The following is a 15,550-nucleotide window of genomic DNA, read 5'->3' as shown; positions in this document are numbered from 1 at the left end:
CCCTTTTTTATTTGGAGTTACGCGCCTGTTTAAGTTGATCATCAATGCGACGTAAAACACCATTGATAAAGCGATAGCCATCCTCACTGCTATAGCGTTTAGCCAGCTCGACAGCCTCATCGATCGCAACTTTGCTTGCCACACTCATAAACAACATTTCTGCCGTAGCAATCCGTAAAATATCCTTATCAACTTGAGCAAGGCGATCAATCTGCCAATTAACGAGGGCATCACTAATGGTTTGATCAATTTGCGATCGCTTACTATTTACAGTTTTGAGAATGTCGATCGCATAATTACGGACTTCAGTACGCTGCGCCAGCACTAGGGTCACGGGAAAGTCTAGGGCTGCACCGATATTATTAATTGCGTTTTTAGTTAGTTCGATGGCTTCACGCACCATCCCTTCGACAGCCTGAATGTCTTGACGAATATCACCAGTGCGGGTTTCGCTGGAGTTGACGCGCTCTTGACCACGTTGTAACTCAGCACTGGCGGTTTGCAATAGTTCTTTGGTTTCATCGTGCAGGGAGCGCACAACGGCGGTCACGATGTCATCTAGGGTTTTAGCCTCTAGCTTGTTTGGTTGGCTAGGTAGTTGATTAATACTAAAGAGGGCGAGTTCGCGGGCGATGTGGCGGGGTTGCATAGGAAGAGATAAAATTAAGCCAATTGCACATCGTATCATTTTCTAGACGTTTATTTTTTGGGTGATGGGCAAAGCACCTCATTCAGACTGACTCTTAACTTTATTCAATTTTCCAAACTAAGATGACTCAAACCTTTACAGCTACACTTCACCACCAAGGGCAGACTTTTACGGTCGCTGTACCCGAAAATCAATCGATTCTTGATGCTGCGATTGAACAAGGCTTAGATTTGCCCTGTTCCTGTTATGCAGGGGTATGTACAACCTGCGCGGCACAAATTGTCAAGGGTGAAGTTGATCAAAGCCAAGGCATGGGTATTGGCGGCATGGGTGAAGAGCTAGATGCCAAAGGTTACATTCTCCTCTGTGTTTCCCATCCCAAATCTGATGTGGAGATTTACACCGACAAAGAGCAGGACGTATACAATATCCGCTTTGGTTCTAGCGTTTAGTTATAGCGCTTTGCGCTCAAAACCAAATCAAGGAAAGCCTTAACAACGTTGTTAAGGCTTTCCTTGTGGTTCAAGCGCCATGGGATGACTCAGAGCTAGATCGGGAGGATTTTGGGCAAGCGTTGCGATCGCAAATCCAGTTACAGGATGAATCCACTCAGCAGCAATCTCGGCTAGGGGTAGTAACACAAAAGCGCGATCGCCCATATGCGGATGTGGCAAAACTAGCTCTGGCGTATCAATCCGATGCTCGCCATAGAGTAATAAATCTAGATCTAAGGTTCTCGCACCCCAGCGCTCACGACGCTCGCGCCCAAACATTTGCTCAATAGTTAATAGCACTTGCAAAAGCTGCATGGGTGGCAAACTAGTTTGTAAAGTCGCACAACCATTAATATAGTCAGGCTGCGGTGCAGAGTTAGGTAATGTAATCGCCTTAGTGCGATACCACCGAGAAACCTTAAGCACCTCAATCTCTGGAATATTCGCGAGTTTTGCGATCGCAGATTGGACAATTTTTTCAGAATCGCCCACTTCACTGCTCAAATTACTCCCCAAGGCGATCGCACAAAGCTCTGTCATTAAAATTCTGTATAGATAAAAATAAAGACGCTGCATAGCAGCGCCTTTACTAGATTATACCAAAACACAAAATGGCGTAGCCATTTTGTGTTTTAAAACCCTTACTGGGTTTGGTTTTATAGCTATACGGGAACGACTTCATTGGTGCGATAGAGCTTTGCACCAACATTGCGTAATTTTTCTTCAATGCGATCGTAACCGCGATCGAGGTGATGTAAGCCCATGACCGTGGTTTCACCATCGGCAGCTAGTCCTGCAATCACCAGTGCGGCGGAAGCGCGTAAATCGGTTGCCATCACAGGAGCACCCGACAATTGTGGTACGCCCGAAACCACAGCAACACTATTTTTGAGACGAATATTTGCGCCCATGCGATTTAGTTCGGCAACATGTTGGAGGCGATTTTCATATACGGTTTCATTGACCACCCCACTACCTTCACAGATAGTGAGCAATGCCATAAATTGCGCCTGCATATCGGTAGGGAATCCAGGATAGGGCAAGGTTTCAATATCAACGGCGCGATAGTTGTCGCCACCAATGACCGTAATCGTATCTTCAGAATCTTGACGCACAGTTACGCCGATGTCTTGCAATTTAGAAATTGCGGCGGTGAGGTGAGCAGGAACTACGGGCGACATCGATAGGGTCGAGCGAGTAATCGCGGCGGCGACCATAAATGTTGCGGCTTCAATGCGATCGGGAATTGCCGTAAAGTCTGCAAAGTGTAACTTCTCAACACCTTCAATGGTGATTGTGTTGGTGCCAGCCCCCTTGATTTTTGCCCCCATGGCGATGCAAAGATCCGCAAGATCAATGACTTCAGGCTCTTGTGCTGCGTTTTCGATGATCGTTTCGCCTTCCGCAAGGGTGGCTGCCATCATCAAAGTTTCGGTTGCGCCCACACTAGGGCAGTCGAGATAAATTTTTGCGCCTTGTAAGCGACCGTTACGGCTGGTGGCATGGGCATGTACAATGCCATGCTCAATCTGGACATAGGCTCCGAGAGCTTGTAAACCACGGACATGAAGATCGACAGGACGCGCACCAATCGCACAACCACCCGGAAGAGGCATTTTGGCAGAGCCTAGTCTTGCTAAGATCGAACCAAGGGCGAAAAAGCTCGCTCTCATTTTGCTAACTAGTTCATAGGGAGCGGAGTTAGTGGTCAGGTTGCTAGTATCCAGATCTAGCACTTCGCCGTTACGGGAAATTTTGACACCGAGGGTTTCGAGAATGTCACTCATGCGCTGCACATCAGCGAGGTTAGGAACATTGCGAATACGGCAACCTTCGGAGGATAAAAGTGTACCTGCCATGAGGGCAAGGATTGAATTTTTAGCACCACTGATGGGTACATGACCCGATAGAGGGGCTTTGCCGATGATGCGGAGGACTGGGGCGTTGGTTTCGAGTTGAGGCATTTCTGAAGATGCGAGCGTGGTTAATTCGATTGGCTCAGTAGTTTGAGAAGCAGTGCCGAGATCGATCGTCGATTGCATAGTTTGTATTGTTGGCTGTAGGGTGCTGCTTGTACCTGCACTGGTTGAACGGGTAGTAGAAATTATCGCCTTATCCTCCTCACATCAGAGATTAACTTGGCTAAGAGTTTAGCGGAGTATATCCGAAAAACTGTTAACTTTTGTACAGTAAGTGTATTTACTCATTATTAGCGATTCGGTCGTATATAGCAATTTAGTTAAATTCAGCATCAACACATCATGTCTAAGCCCTATCAAACTATTGCGATCGCAGAATGTGGTGAGCAACTGGTGGCAATTTCTGACCACATTCGCAGGATTGATCCACATCCATATATAGCTTTGGGTGCGCCCTATGGTGAGCGCTCACCTTTTTTTGTGCGTCAAGGCATTTTAGAAAAATTACAAAAATCGCAAGCCTATTTACAAACGCTTCGCCCCGATTGGCAAATTGCAATTTTTGATGCCTATCGCCCGATCGCAGTGCAGCAATTTATGGTGGATTATAGTTTCAAGCAGTTAGCCGAAAGTAAGGGCTTAGAAGTAAAGACTCTTTCTGAAGAACAAAAAGATTCACTGATGGTGGAAGTGATAAAGTTTTGGGCAATTCCGAGTCATGATCTGCAAACGCCTCCGCCTCACAGTACGGGTGCAGCGATCGATGTGACTTTATTTGATGCCCAAGGCAAAGAAATTAATATGGGTTCGCCCATTGATGAAATTAGCGATCGCTCTTTGCCAGATTATTTTGCAAGTTTCCGTAATGCTCAAGCGGTGGAGTTTCATCGCGATCGCGAATTATTAAATCAGGTAATGACCTATAGCGGATTTGTGCGACATCCTAATGAATGGTGGCATTTTTCCCATGGCGATCAACTTTGGGCATGGATTAGTAATCAGAAAATGGCAATTTATGGAGGAATTGGATAGCTACCATAGTTAAAACGGCAAAATACTGCGAAATATAAATTCATTACTAATGAACTATCTTTACTTACATGGCTTTGCTTCTAGTCCCAAGTCCTATAAAGCTCAATATATGCAGCAAAAGTTTGAGCAATTGGGGCTAACTTTGCCTGTTCCCGATCTTAATCTTACTGACTTTTCAAGGGTGACCCTTTCAGAGCAATTAGCTTATCTCGATCGCAATTTTTTGCAAACCCATGAACCAATCACCGTATTTGGCTCTAGCCTTGGGGGATTTTTGGCAGTATTACTGGCGGCGCAAAATCCATTGGTCGAAAAATTAGTATTATTTGCCCCTGCCTTTGGATTTAGTCAGCGCATTGCCAAAGCCTTGGGTGAGCAAAATGTTGATAAATGGAAACAAGAAGGTAGTCGTGAGTTTTATCATTACGGGCTGAAGCGTAACGTAAATTTACATTTTCAATTTTTTGATGATGCTCAACAATATTCTGAAGATCTGCTCAAACGATCATTGCCCATATTGATCTTCCATGGTGTCCATGATGACGTTGTACCAGCCTACCTGAGTGAAGATTTTGCTAAATTGCGATCGCAGATTACCCTGAAATTACTAGATGATGATCATGCGCTTGGCAAAGATTTAGATCATTCTTGGGAGGAAATCTGTAAATTTTTGTTTTGATTAGTGTTAGTTCAACGGGCGCAAATCTGTGCAAACTGGAGGCTTATATCTTAGAATTTATCCTGATTGCCAGATTTTTGACCACGTTTTTTATGGGTTAGGGCATCTGTATTAAATAAGACTCATTCCAAAAGGTAGTTTCTTTTGATACAAAATATCCGCTAGGATCTTAAATTAGCAGTTACATATAAAAAAGGGTTTTAAAACCATTGAAAAATATTATCAAAACACTGCGAGCCGACTTCGCAATCATCTTTGAGCGTGACCCTGCTGCGCGTAACTGGCTAGAGGTGCTGCTATGCTATCCCGGACTTCATGCTATCTGGCTATACCGCTTTGCCCATTGGCTAAATCAGATGAAGTTGCCTGTCGTACCGCGTATGGTCTCTCAATTTGCGCGATTGTTGACAGGCATTGAGATTCACCCAGGTGCAAAAATTGGCATGGGTGCATTCATTGACCATGGTATGGGCGTGGTCATCGGGGAAACCACGATCATTGGTGAGTATGTTTTGATTTATCAAGGTGTAACCCTTGGTGGCACAGGTAAACAATCAGGAAAACGTCACCCCACGCTGGGCGATAACGTGGTCATCGGTGCAGGAGCCAAGGTGTTAGGCAATATCGAAATCGGCAGCAATTCTCGAATTGGTGCTGGCTCAGTTGTCGTTAAGCCCGTACCACCAGACTGCACTGTAGTTGGTATCCCCGGTCGTATTGTGCATCGCCACGGAGTCAAGGTTTCCGCGCTTGATCACTTCCAAGTCCCCGATCCTGAAGGCGATGTCATCCGTTCATTAATCAATCGTGTCGAACAGTTGGAGAAGAATGCCGAAGCGCATACTCTGCATCCAGTTAATAGCTACCTAATTGATTCTGAACTCCTCAAACATGTGCGTCCCCGCCACCTAACGCCTACTGAGCATTTCGGTCATTTTGAACCACAGGAATATGAAGGATTTTCTGAGGGTGGTGGTATTTAAGACACCCTTACTAAAAAGAGAGTGGCGGCGCGAAGCGCCGCCACTCTCTTTTTAGTAAGGTTCAAGAAGGATTTTTAATCGAACCCATGAAGATGATTGCGCCAGTTTTGCGATCGCTAATTGCAAAGAAAAATGGACGATCGACAATCATTTGAAATGGCGGTTCTTCCGATGGCATTGCCGATGTCACCCGCATTTCAATCGAAGTGACTGCTGCTGCCTCTGTGCCTTCTTCAGTCACATCGACAAAGGTTTTATGGCGTACCTCATGGATGGTGGAGGATGCGTCAGAAAGGTTGCTAAAATCGGCTTGGTTACTGAAGGGTAATACCATGCCCATATCTTTTAAGATGCTCTTGAGGGTAATCTCGTACTCCATTTTGAAACGGGGCAGTTGAATCAAACCTTCCCTCTCCACAAATTTGGTTGACCATTCTTGCCAGTTACTAGTCGTTAACTGCTTCTGAAATTCCGCTAGGTTAGAATTTGGCTTTGGCAAAAACACCTGCATTCCAAAGCGTCCAGAGCCATAGGGAAGGTTAATTGCTTGGAAGGTGGGGGCATCATAATAGCGATATTCCCCAGAGCGTGACATGGCAGGATGTTGGATTTTTTTGCCATTGGCGAGGGTAAAGGGCTTGGGCTGGGTACGCGATTTATCAAAGGGGGCTTCCCATTTGCCATTGAAATACACCGCATTAATCAAAAACATCAGGCTATCTCGATCAATCCGATCAACAATTGTGTCGATCTTATCCTTGGTGCTTTGCTTTACCCAGTTATTGATGATGTTGACAGCATTGGGATCACGAAAGTCTAGATTTGTAACTTCTGATTGATAGAATTTTTGGACTTGATTTAAAAAATCCTGTTTGAGAGGAACATCGTTTCGCACCCACACAGAGTTGGCAATATTTAGTTCAACTCCTTTGTCCCCCTCAGTAAGCATTTGCTGAAAGGCTCGATTAAATTTATTTACGTCTTCAACGCTAATGCCTTGCAACTCTAAGGTTTTGGCAATCTCGGTTTGAGTATCGCCTTTTGCGCCGTTGTACACCATGGATAGAGCGATCGCCACACTCGATGGTGAGATAAAGATATTTTCATCTTGCTTTGCTACTCGCTCAAATAGGTTGAAACCAAATTTGTTACTGGTGGCTACTAACTTGGCATCAGGCTGAGGACTGTTACTGTTTGCCATGGTGGGAGTGAGGCTAGGTTTCGGATTGTTGGGTACTGTCGGTGTGGCTTGAGAGTTAGAGCTTTCAGGTGATGCACAGCCCATCAAAGCTAGGGCAAATAGTCCAATCAACGTGATGCGATAATACTTGAGCATGACGATATTGAATCTTGAGATTCACGATATATTGCTATATTTTTAGCCTAGGTTATAAATTGCGATCGCAAGTCGCGGTTACAGAAAATGTAACTTGATTACCCCAAAATATTCATGAATTATCGTCTAAGTTTACGGCAACCGAGTTTACGACCACAGATATTGCTACAGGGAATTGCGATCGCAATGTTGAGCGGCTTGGCTGTTATTGATTCCGCTCAAGCGAATAACCAAAGTTTTATCAATCAACGGAGTTGTCCTGCGGATTTTCTGAGCTTGAGTGCCACCCTTGCTAAAGATTTACCCGACTATCTCAATCGTACCTACGCACGTCTCCGCATCAAACGGGAGATCATTACCTTCAGTCAGCCAGAGCTAGAGCCATTGCCGATCGCTGCCGACCAAGATCGTGATCGTCTGCCGCAACAAGTATTTTTGTCGATGTTAGAACGGGAAACGGGCAAGATTGCAACTTCGCAACGGGCTTATTGGTTATTTCTTGTCCCTACGACTAAGGGCTGGAGGCTAGCCATGGCATTTATGCGGATCGGGCAAGCTCCTCCCGTCGATGTTAGTGATGCTGCCATTGCCACGGCAACTAACACATGGCTACGTGACCACTGTGATCCGCGATATCAGCGCTAGGATAGAGAAAGTCAGCTTGTCCTAAATTCTGCCTTAACCCCTATGTCTTTGTTTGAAAATGTGCGATCGCAAATGCCTGCGGATATTCCTTCGCAATTAGAGCGCATCGATAATTTTTGGACAAAGTATCGCCAAGGCGAGTCAGACATTGCCAAGATTGTTCAAACTAGCACCGCACAACTAGAGCAGATTGAGTTTGATGTCGTCGTTTGTGGTGGCACATTGGGGATTTTCATCGCCTGTGCATTGCAAAGATTAGGTTGGCGAGTTGCCATTATTGAGCAGGGCAGTTTACGGGGTAGGGCGCAGGAATGGAATATTTCACGGCAGGAATTAAATACTTTTTTAGAACTAGATTTATTATCGGTATCCGAACTGGAAACTGCGATCGCAACTACCTATAATCCCGCCAGAGTTGGCTTTAAGGGCGGTAAAGATCTATGGGTGCGCGATGTCTTAAATATTGGTGTTGATCCTATCTATCTATTGGAAGTTCTCAAACAAAAATTTCTGGCTGCGGGTGGCAAATTATTCGAGCAAACTGCCTTTAAACAAGCCATTACCCATAGTAATGGAGTGACTATCGAAGCAGTTGATAAATCTGATCAAGCCTGTAAAACCCTGACAGGAAGACTATTGCTCGATGTGATGGGGCATTTCTCGCCCATCGCTAAACAAGCGCGATCGCAAACACAGGGCAACATCAAACCCGATGGGGTCTGCATGGTGGTGGGTAGTTGTGCCACAGGTTTACCCAATCATGACTATGGCGATTTGATTTATAGCTTCACGCCCATTCAAAAGCAATGTCAATATTTTTGGGAAGCCTTTCCCGCCAAAGATGGCCGAACCACTTACATGTTTACCTATGTTGATGCCGATCCACAACGCCCTAGTTTTGCGGAACTCATGGAAGACTACTTAGTGTGGTTGCCCCAATATCAAGGCGTAGAACTTGAGAAAATAGAATTTAAACGAGTATTATTTGGCTTCTTTCCTTCCTACAAACAAAATCCTTTGCAAACACCTTGGGATCGGATTTTACAGGTGGGTGATAGTTCAGGAATGCAGTCTCCTCTCAGTTTCGGTGGTTTTGGGGCGATGGTGCGACACCTGCCTCGATTAAGTAAGGGGATTAATAATGCGCTGAGCAATGATTTGTTAACCAAAGCCAATTTGCGATCGCTACAGCCATATCAACCCAATCTTTCGGTAACATGGCTCTTCCAAAAATCGATGAGTGTATCGGTGAATCAGCAAATTGATAGCGATCGCATTAACTACTTGCTAGGAGTCACGTTTGTAGCCATGGAGAAATTAGGTGATCGGGTACTCTATCCATTTTTGCAAGATGTTGTGCAGTTCGGCCCCCTTGCCCAGACAATGCTCGCGATGTCCATCGCCGACCCCGTTTTAGTTCTCAAAATCATGCAACAGGTTGGCATCCCCACCCTCCTAGACTGGCTCAAACATTACCTTGGTTTAGGGGTTTACAGTTTTTGTAATCAAATTAGTAAAGGCATAGAACCTGCGATCGCAAATCTTCTCCCTGAACAACAATATCAATGGCAACGCCAGATCGACGCATGGTACTACGGTTCAGGCGGTGACTATCACCCAAAAGGAACTTTTGACGAGGGCAAAGGTCTATAAGGGAAAAGAGTGGTGGCGCGGAGCGCCACTACTCTTAGATGAAATTACGCAAATCGGTATAAATTGGGTCAAGGGGAAATTTATACTAGGGCAAGTATTAGGAGCAGAAATCATGTCGCCAATCCGTCGTAGCTTACTGACAGCCTTGGTAAGTTTTACATTTTTGGGATGTAGCAATCCATCTGTGACCACCTCAAGCGCGTCACCAAGTGCTTTGCCGACGGCAACGACAACGACTACTTCCACCACAACTACATCTACTTCATCGACGGTTACGGCATCGCCAACCCCAACTGCCCAATCAAGCCCCAGCAATACGGTATCTATCGGCGACATTAAAGAACTCAAGGATGACAAAATCTGCGATCGCAACAAAGTCATGTATGCCTATGGAGAAACCCCGAATTACCACATTTATATTTGTGCCGATGCCAAAGAGCCTGAACGTCCGCGATACTACATCAGCCGCAACAAGGATGGGAGTGGAGGATTAAATATCACCGCCACAAATTACAATCCCCAACGCACCGATGTCATTGAGTTTAAAAATGATGCTTATTTATATACCCTCGAAGCACCAACCACTCAAAACCCTGAGCCAGTCCTGCGGATTACCTTTCCCAATGGCAAACTCAGTGAAGAGAGATTATTGCGTTACTTTTCCCGCACCGATATTTCGAGTCAATCTCCTCAATCCTCGAATACACCTGCACTTTTGTATGTACTCCAAAATCGTGAAAGTTTAGGTGTTTGCAAAGATGAGTTTCGTGATCAAGATGGGCAGACAGGTTTAGGGTCTAGAGCCTTTAAAATCACTGATCAGAAATACTTAGTTCAGATTCAATGCTTCCTCGCCGCCTATCAAGGTGCATTTGAATATGTACTTTGGATTAATGATTCGCCTCAGCCACGAGTAGTTCCCCTTGAATTCGATAGTTTCCAAGAAGCAAAGGCAGGAGAGACTCCAACCCGCATCAGTAGCCGTGCAATTGCAGGAATTCCTCGATTCAATCCGCGATCGCAAATCCTCACCAATTTCACTAAATTTCGTGGTTTAGGTGATTGCGGCTCATCGGCTTTATACAAACTAGAAGGCGAACGCATGGTTCTGCAAGAATATCGCGCTAAATATGAATGTGATGGTGAATATATTCAAGACTTTCCAGTTATATATCCATAATCAGAAGCTGTCTCTCCCGCGTAGTGGGAGAGACAGCTTCTGATTATGGAAAATCGTACTTAGCTGTAACCAAGCGATATTTACCACTTTCATCACCTTTTAAGGGTTGAAATTTATATTCCTTAGCTGTTTCTCTGGCAATATCATCCAATTCCTTCACCCCACTCGATTTCACAAAGCGCGTTTCTACATTACCCTGCGGATCAACCAGCCACATTAAAGTTACTGAGCCTTTCTTACCTGCAATGCTAGAGACCTTGGGTGGAATCCACTGCACGCCTTTTTCTCTATTGATATCAGGATCGGGAATTAATGCATCTACAGGCGCAATTTGCGTATTTTTAATCAGATTTTGTGCCAGCAGATCAAGGATTTGTTTGTCCGTTGTGTAGAGAGAAGAAATATTACTGATTTCTTTTTCGTTGCTCTCCGCCCCAATCGCGCCAGCAGTTCTGGTACTAGTTTTTCCCTTATCCTCACCTGTCCTATCTTTAGCTTCAGCACTTTTCTGATCGTCAGTAGGAGTCACGACATCATCTTTAATACCACTGGTCTGAAATTCTGGTTTGAGATTACTAGGTTTCTTGTCAGGTGTAACTTTTGGCGGCTGACTATTATCAATTACCTTGCCAGAGTCTTGTGATCGAGGTGGCTCAGTCGGTTTCGATGAGCGTGGTTGAGATTGCACAAACTGAGGAGATTGGCTCTCTACATCAGAGATTTGCGTAGAATCATTATAAATTGGTGGCAGATTTGCTAAACCATCGACATCTACAGGCTCTAACTCTAAAAGATTCAAAGATGGTACCGATAGATTTGATGGGGTGTTATTTTCTAACTTTTCGGTAGGGTTGACGAATAAATTAGAAAATAGGGATTTATTAGATTTTGGCTTAGCTGCCAATGGCTTAGGCGGCAGCTTGACTACAGGCAAAGTTGAGACTACCACTTCACGAGGTTCTGCCTTCTTGACTGGATTTGGCGTAAAAATTGCAAATACAGCATGAATACCGACAGAACCAATTAGCAATACCCAAAATGGATTCTGGATAACAAGCTTACGGGCTTGGAGCATAAATTGCTCCATTGATTGCCGCCCCATAGATTTAGCATTGCGATCAAGATTTTGATCAACACTTTTATCGATATTCACAAGACTTTTGTTTTTAGTTGGCAACATTTTTGATTACTTTAAATTAAGTAAAATTCAATAGGTGAAGCATCCTGACAAAATCCTTGATTACAATCCCTGTGCTAAGAACGTGATGTGGCGATCGCAACACGATTACCTGCAATTGCTCTTAATTCTGCTAGACGGTTAATGACAATTTGATAGGAAACAGTAGAGTCATCAGCACTCAGCAAAACCATTCCTTCAGAGGAAGCCTCTAAAAATTTACCAATATCATTGGTTAATTGCTGAGTAGGAATCAATTTCCCATCTCTTAACATTTGCCCTGAAGGATCAAGGGTGATCAGAAATATATCCTTGTCTTGAAGCCCATCGGCACTGTCATTGCTCTGAGTTTTGCGATCGCTAAGTGGTAAGTCAACACCAATGCGGCTAGGCACAGTGAGTGCAGATGACAACAAAACAAAAAAAGCCAGAATCGAAAAAACAACATCCAACAAGGCAGTTAGATTGATTTCAGCATTAGCCGATGCTTGGTATTTCTTGCGAACTTTCATAGATCAACTGCATTCGTATCACTGTGACGAATCTAAATTTAGTTTGTTTCCTGTGGCTTTACATAATTGACTTCCACCACTGTATGCACATTACCGCGAGGGCTAAAATCTCCTTTCACATTAATGCGGAGTGGGTCACCTGCTTTTACAAAATCGTCCATAATTTGATTGACGGCTTCTTCATGGGAAATAGAGCGATCGCGATAACTATTGATATAGAGTTTAATCGCTTTGAGTTCTACCAAAACTTGATTAGGAGTATAGGTAATATAAATGGTGGCAAAGTCGGGATAGCCTGAAAATGGACATTTACAGGTATATTCTGGCAATGTGATTTGCACACTATAATCTCTGCCAATTCTAGGATTGGGGAAAGTGGTGAGGGTTGCTTCTGCGATCGCTTGTTCGCCGTACTTAACAGTCATGTCTGCTCTTAGATAAAATCTTCGATAAAGGGTGAAAGAGTATATAAAAAAATTTATTTCTACTCTTACCCTAGGGTAGCAAATTTACAACGCTTTACTTAGCACTATCGCGCTAAGTAACTAGGCATCACCACAGAACTGAGTAGCAGCACGGAGCTCTGCCACTCAATTAAAAAAGAAGGGGACGCATTGAGCCCCCTTCTTGACTAAACTTTGTTTAGCTATGAGAAAATCTCATCAATTCAAATTGCAAACTTAATGTTTTTTGACATCATGGGGTTGAATAACACCATAGCCACCATGATTACGTTCGTAGACAACGTTGATATCCCCTGTTTCAGCATTGCGGAAAACATAGAAGTCATGGTCAACCAATTCTAGATGCTCAAGGGCTTCATCCACCGACATTGCAGGCATTGCAAAATATTTATTCCGCACCACCTGAGTTGGCAACTCAACGACTCGATTGTCATTGGGCAAGGGAAGAGGAGGTTGTCCCACTACTGCAACACTAGTCTTCGCAGCAGCTCGATCGTTCTTGCGCTCTTTGAATTTCCGCAACTTACGAGCAATCTTGTCAGCAACTAGATCGATACTTGCATACAAATTTTCGCTCTTTTCCTCGGCACGGATCACAGATCCGTTTGCATACACCGTCACCTCTGCCGATTGGCTAGAAGCAATGCGAGGGTTACGCGCCACAGACAGATGTACATCTACCTCTGTGGTCAACGATTGGAAATGACTCACCGCTTTGTCGATCTTTTGTTCGACATACTCGCGGATGGCTTCCGTGACTTCAATATTCTTGCCTTGAATTACAAGTTTCATCTCTATAACCTCGCTTCTGAGTTCCAAATCAGCTAAAAAATGGAAAGGCGCAATCTTGTTTTTTATACCCCATTGCGCTGGATGCCTGATTTGGCTATGAGATCACCATAGCACTTAGCTGGTGACAGTAAGCTAACTTTGATGCACTTCTTAACGTAGCCTTAGCCGTAATTTTGCTATTTTTAGAGCCTGTAGGGCTAAAAATAGCAAATCCCCAAGCAGAGATGATCATAATTTGATGCAATTCTGTAGGAATAAGAGCAAAAAAGGTTACTGTTTATAACTTACGATTGGGATTGTGCATAGCTCAAAGCAATGTACATCTAAGCTATTCACATTTAAGCTATTCAGCAAAAGCAAAGTGAGGTTCGTATGAGTTCGGCTGTGGAACTGTGGCAACGTTATCAAGACTGGCTGTACTACCACTCAGAGTTGGGGCTGTACGTGGATATCAGTCGGATCAGGTTTACGCCAGACTTTGTGACACAGATGCAACCTAAGTTTGTCAAAGCTTTCGCCGATATGAAAGCTCTTGAGGCAGGTGCGATCGCAAATCCTGATGAACAACGCATGGTTGGGCATTATTGGTTGCGAACCCCTGAAATTGCCCCCACCGAGGAATTACGGAGGGATATTACTGAGACCATTGACCGCATTGAAGACTTCACAAAAAAAGTACATACGGGTGTCATTCATCCACCTAGTGCGCCAAAGTTTACCGATATCCTTTCGATTGGTATTGGTGGCTCGGCTCTAGGCCCACAATTTGTTGCCCAGTGTTTTAATAAAGCTGATGTACCCCTCAAAATCAGCTTTATTGATAACTGTGATCCTGATGGGATTGATTTAGTGCTTGATCTGTTAGGCGATCGTCTCAGCACCACTTTAGTATTAGTTATTTCCAAATCTGGGGGTACGCCTGAAGCAGCGAATGGCATGAAAGAAGTTGAGTTTGCCTTTGAGAAAGCAGGGCTAAACTTTACCAAACATGCGATCGCAATTACAGGCGTGGGCAGTGCCTTAGAAAAATATGCGATCGCACAGGGCTGGCTCGATCAATTCCCTATGTATGACTGGATTGGTGGGCGCACCTCAGAACTATCGGCAGTTGGGCTAGTCCCTGCGGCATTACAAGGCATCGACATTCGTGAAATGTTACGCGGCGCAAATCTTATGGATGCCGCCACCCGTATTGAAGATATCCGCCAAAATCCTGCCGCCATGCTTGCGATGTCATGGTACTTTGCCAGCAACGGTAAAGGCGAAAAAGACATGGTGGTCTTACCCTACAAAGATCGTCTGTTACTATTTAGCCGCTATCTACAACAGCTAGTCATGGAATCCCTCGGCAAAGAACAGGATCTCGATGGCAATACTGTCTATCAAGGACTAGCCGTCTATGGCAACAAAGGCTCCACCGATCAACATGCCTATGTCCAACAATTACGTGAGGGTGTTCCCAACTTCTTCGCCACCTTCATCGAAGTTTTACAGGATTCTATCACCCCACACCCAGAAGTCGAAGCTGGAGTTGTGACGGGCGACTACTTACTCGGATTCCTCCAAGGTACACGCAACGCTCTCTATGAAAATGGTAGAGACTCCATCACCGTCACGATTCCATTCGTATCAGAACTCACAGTTGGTGCATTAATAGCTCTATACGAAAGAGCCGTCAGTTTTTATGCATCCCTAGTCAATATCAACGCCTACCATCAACCGGGCGTTGAAGCTGGCAAAAAAGCTGGTGCAAAGGTGCTGAACTTACAACAAAAATTAGTTTCGCTCCTCAAATCCTCCAACGTATCTCTTTCCCTCGAAGAAATTGCGACTAAATTAGATGCTTTAGAAGACATTGAATCGCTATATCACATTGCCCGCCATCTTCATGCGAATTCTAAAATCCTGCTTGAAGGCGATTTATCTAAACCTGCGACCCTGAAAATGATGCTCATTGTATAGACATTAATATTTTTTGAATAAATATTGCCGTACACAAGATAACAAGGGACTTAATCCTCTTGCTGTTTTGTGT

The 15,550-nt window shown here is 44.4% G+C and carries 16 protein-coding genes; 8 read left to right on the top strand and 8 right to left on the bottom strand.

Annotated elements, in window-relative coordinates; genetic code table 11:
- Positions 1–7 precede the first annotated feature (7 nt).
- Positions 8–649: a transcription antitermination factor NusB gene (gene nusB, locus H6F41_RS01795; RefSeq protein ID WP_190401770.1), complete on the bottom strand. Its 642-nt coding sequence runs from the start codon at positions 647–649 to the stop codon at positions 8–10.
- Between the two features lie 122 nt (positions 650–771).
- On the opposite strand from nusB, the gene H6F41_RS01790 reads away from it, so the two are divergent.
- Positions 772–1,101, top strand: coding sequence for a 2Fe-2S iron-sulfur cluster-binding protein (locus H6F41_RS01790; protein ID WP_190401769.1), 330 nt, complete (start codon positions 772–774; stop codon positions 1,099–1,101).
- Positions 1,102–1,152: 51 nt separating this feature from the next.
- On the opposite strand, the gene folK is transcribed toward H6F41_RS01790, so the two are convergent.
- Positions 1,153–1,683: a 2-amino-4-hydroxy-6-hydroxymethyldihydropteridine diphosphokinase gene (gene folK, locus H6F41_RS01785; RefSeq protein ID WP_190401768.1), complete on the bottom strand. Its 531-nt coding sequence runs from the start codon at positions 1,681–1,683 to the stop codon at positions 1,153–1,155.
- A 122-nt stretch (positions 1,684–1,805) separates the two neighbouring features.
- The gene (gene murA, locus H6F41_RS01780) at positions 1,806–3,185 is read right to left on the bottom strand and encodes a UDP-N-acetylglucosamine 1-carboxyvinyltransferase (protein WP_190401767.1); all 1,380 of its coding nucleotides are present in this window, start codon (positions 3,183–3,185) and stop codon (positions 1,806–1,808) included.
- A gap of 219 nt (positions 3,186–3,404) precedes the next feature.
- Here murA and H6F41_RS01775 point away from each other — a divergent pair, with 219 nt between their 5' ends.
- From H6F41_RS01775 to cysE, 3 genes are all read left to right on the top strand, one after another.
- Positions 3,405–4,094 carry a M15 family metallopeptidase gene (locus tag H6F41_RS01775; protein ID WP_190401766.1) on the top strand — a complete coding sequence of 230 codons (690 nt, stop codon included), beginning with the start codon at positions 3,405–3,407 and terminating at the stop codon, positions 4,092–4,094.
- A 49-nt stretch (positions 4,095–4,143) separates the two neighbouring features.
- Complete coding sequence (locus H6F41_RS01770) at positions 4,144–4,773, top strand: YqiA/YcfP family alpha/beta fold hydrolase (RefSeq protein WP_190401765.1); 630 nt, start codon at positions 4,144–4,146, stop codon at positions 4,771–4,773.
- 218 nt (positions 4,774–4,991) lie between these two features.
- Positions 4,992–5,756, top strand: coding sequence for a serine O-acetyltransferase (cysE, locus tag H6F41_RS01765; RefSeq protein ID WP_190401945.1), 765 nt, complete (start codon positions 4,992–4,994; stop codon positions 5,754–5,756).
- Between the two features lie 61 nt (positions 5,757–5,817).
- On the opposite strand, the gene H6F41_RS01760 is transcribed toward cysE, so the two are convergent.
- Entirely contained in the window at positions 5,818–7,092 is a 1,275-nt protein-coding gene (locus H6F41_RS01760; RefSeq protein ID WP_190401764.1) for a serpin family protein, read from the bottom strand.
- Positions 7,093–7,206: 114 nt separating this feature from the next.
- On the opposite strand from H6F41_RS01760, the gene H6F41_RS01755 reads away from it, so the two are divergent.
- The 3 genes from H6F41_RS01755 to H6F41_RS01745 are packed head-to-tail and all read left to right on the top strand — an operon-like array spanning position 7,207 to position 10,570.
- On the top strand, positions 7,207–7,737 hold the full coding sequence (locus H6F41_RS01755) for a hypothetical protein (protein ID WP_242022874.1): 531 nt from the start codon (positions 7,207–7,209) through the stop codon (positions 7,735–7,737).
- Between the two features lie 42 nt (positions 7,738–7,779).
- Entirely contained in the window at positions 7,780–9,390 is a 1,611-nt protein-coding gene (locus tag H6F41_RS01750; RefSeq protein WP_190401763.1) for an FAD-dependent oxidoreductase, read from the top strand.
- Complete coding sequence (locus tag H6F41_RS01745; RefSeq protein WP_190401762.1) at positions 9,344–10,570, top strand: DUF1176 domain-containing protein; 1,227 nt, start codon at positions 9,344–9,346, stop codon at positions 10,568–10,570. Before H6F41_RS01750 ends, H6F41_RS01745 begins: the two co-directional genes overlap by 47 nt.
- Before the next feature lie 43 nt (positions 10,571–10,613).
- Here the strand turns inward: H6F41_RS01745 and H6F41_RS01740 are convergent, their stop codons facing one another.
- The 4 genes from H6F41_RS01740 to hpf form a co-directional block, all read right to left on the bottom strand.
- On the bottom strand, positions 10,614–11,750 hold the full coding sequence (locus H6F41_RS01740; protein ID WP_190401761.1) for a TonB family protein: 1,137 nt from the start codon (positions 11,748–11,750) through the stop codon (positions 10,614–10,616).
- A gap of 74 nt (positions 11,751–11,824) precedes the next feature.
- Positions 11,825–12,259: an ExbD/TolR family protein gene (locus H6F41_RS01735; protein WP_190401760.1), complete on the bottom strand. Its 435-nt coding sequence runs from the start codon at positions 12,257–12,259 to the stop codon at positions 11,825–11,827.
- Positions 12,260–12,297: 38 nt separating this feature from the next.
- Positions 12,298–12,684 carry a preQ(1) synthase gene (gene queF, locus H6F41_RS01730; protein ID WP_190401759.1) on the bottom strand — a complete coding sequence of 129 codons (387 nt, stop codon included), beginning with the start codon at positions 12,682–12,684 and terminating at the stop codon, positions 12,298–12,300.
- A gap of 255 nt (positions 12,685–12,939) precedes the next feature.
- On the bottom strand, positions 12,940–13,515 hold the full coding sequence (hpf, locus tag H6F41_RS01725; RefSeq protein WP_190401758.1) for a ribosome hibernation-promoting factor, HPF/YfiA family: 576 nt from the start codon (positions 13,513–13,515) through the stop codon (positions 12,940–12,942).
- A gap of 372 nt (positions 13,516–13,887) precedes the next feature.
- Here hpf and H6F41_RS01720 point away from each other — a divergent pair, with 372 nt between their 5' ends.
- Positions 13,888–15,477 carry a glucose-6-phosphate isomerase gene (locus H6F41_RS01720; RefSeq protein ID WP_190401757.1) on the top strand — a complete coding sequence of 530 codons (1,590 nt, stop codon included), beginning with the start codon at positions 13,888–13,890 and terminating at the stop codon, positions 15,475–15,477.
- Positions 15,478–15,550 lie beyond the last annotated feature (73 nt).

The organism is Pseudanabaena mucicola FACHB-723 (assembly GCF_014696385.1).
Classification (GTDB): domain Bacteria; phylum Cyanobacteriota; class Cyanobacteriia; order Pseudanabaenales; family Pseudanabaenaceae; genus Pseudanabaena.
The sequence above is the reverse complement of the archived record's forward strand: the minus strand, read 5'-3'. Positions and strand labels throughout refer to the sequence as shown.

Excerpts from the sequence above, each read along its gene's own strand:
- H6F41_RS01750 (WP_190401763.1), top strand. The coding sequence starts at position 7,780 with ATGTCTTTGTTTGAAAATGTGCGATCGCAAATGCCTGCGGATATTCCT.
- H6F41_RS01740 (WP_190401761.1), bottom strand. The coding sequence starts at position 11,750 with ATGTTGCCAACTAAAAACAAAAGTCTTGTGAATATCGATAAAAGTGTT.
- nusB (WP_190401770.1), bottom strand. The coding sequence starts at position 649 with ATGCAACCCCGCCACATCGCCCGCGAACTCGCCCTCTTTAGTATTAAT.
- H6F41_RS01735 (WP_190401760.1), bottom strand. The coding sequence starts at position 12,259 with ATGAAAGTTCGCAAGAAATACCAAGCATCGGCTAATGCTGAAATCAAT.
- H6F41_RS01760 (WP_190401764.1), bottom strand. The coding sequence starts at position 7,092 with ATGCTCAAGTATTATCGCATCACGTTGATTGGACTATTTGCCCTAGCT.
- hpf (WP_190401758.1), bottom strand. The coding sequence starts at position 13,515 with ATGAAACTTGTAATTCAAGGCAAGAATATTGAAGTCACGGAAGCCATC.
- folK (WP_190401768.1), bottom strand. The coding sequence starts at position 1,683 with ATGACAGAGCTTTGTGCGATCGCCTTGGGGAGTAATTTGAGCAGTGAA.
- murA (WP_190401767.1), bottom strand. The coding sequence starts at position 3,185 with ATGCAATCGACGATCGATCTCGGCACTGCTTCTCAAACTACTGAGCCA.
- H6F41_RS01755 (WP_242022874.1), top strand. The coding sequence starts at position 7,207 with ATGAATTATCGTCTAAGTTTACGGCAACCGAGTTTACGACCACAGATA.
- H6F41_RS01720 (WP_190401757.1), top strand. The coding sequence starts at position 13,888 with ATGAGTTCGGCTGTGGAACTGTGGCAACGTTATCAAGACTGGCTGTAC.
- H6F41_RS01775 (WP_190401766.1), top strand. The coding sequence starts at position 3,405 with ATGTCTAAGCCCTATCAAACTATTGCGATCGCAGAATGTGGTGAGCAA.
- H6F41_RS01790 (WP_190401769.1), top strand. The coding sequence starts at position 772 with ATGACTCAAACCTTTACAGCTACACTTCACCACCAAGGGCAGACTTTT.
- H6F41_RS01770 (WP_190401765.1), top strand. The coding sequence starts at position 4,144 with ATGAACTATCTTTACTTACATGGCTTTGCTTCTAGTCCCAAGTCCTAT.
- queF (WP_190401759.1), bottom strand. The coding sequence starts at position 12,684 with ATGACTGTTAAGTACGGCGAACAAGCGATCGCAGAAGCAACCCTCACC.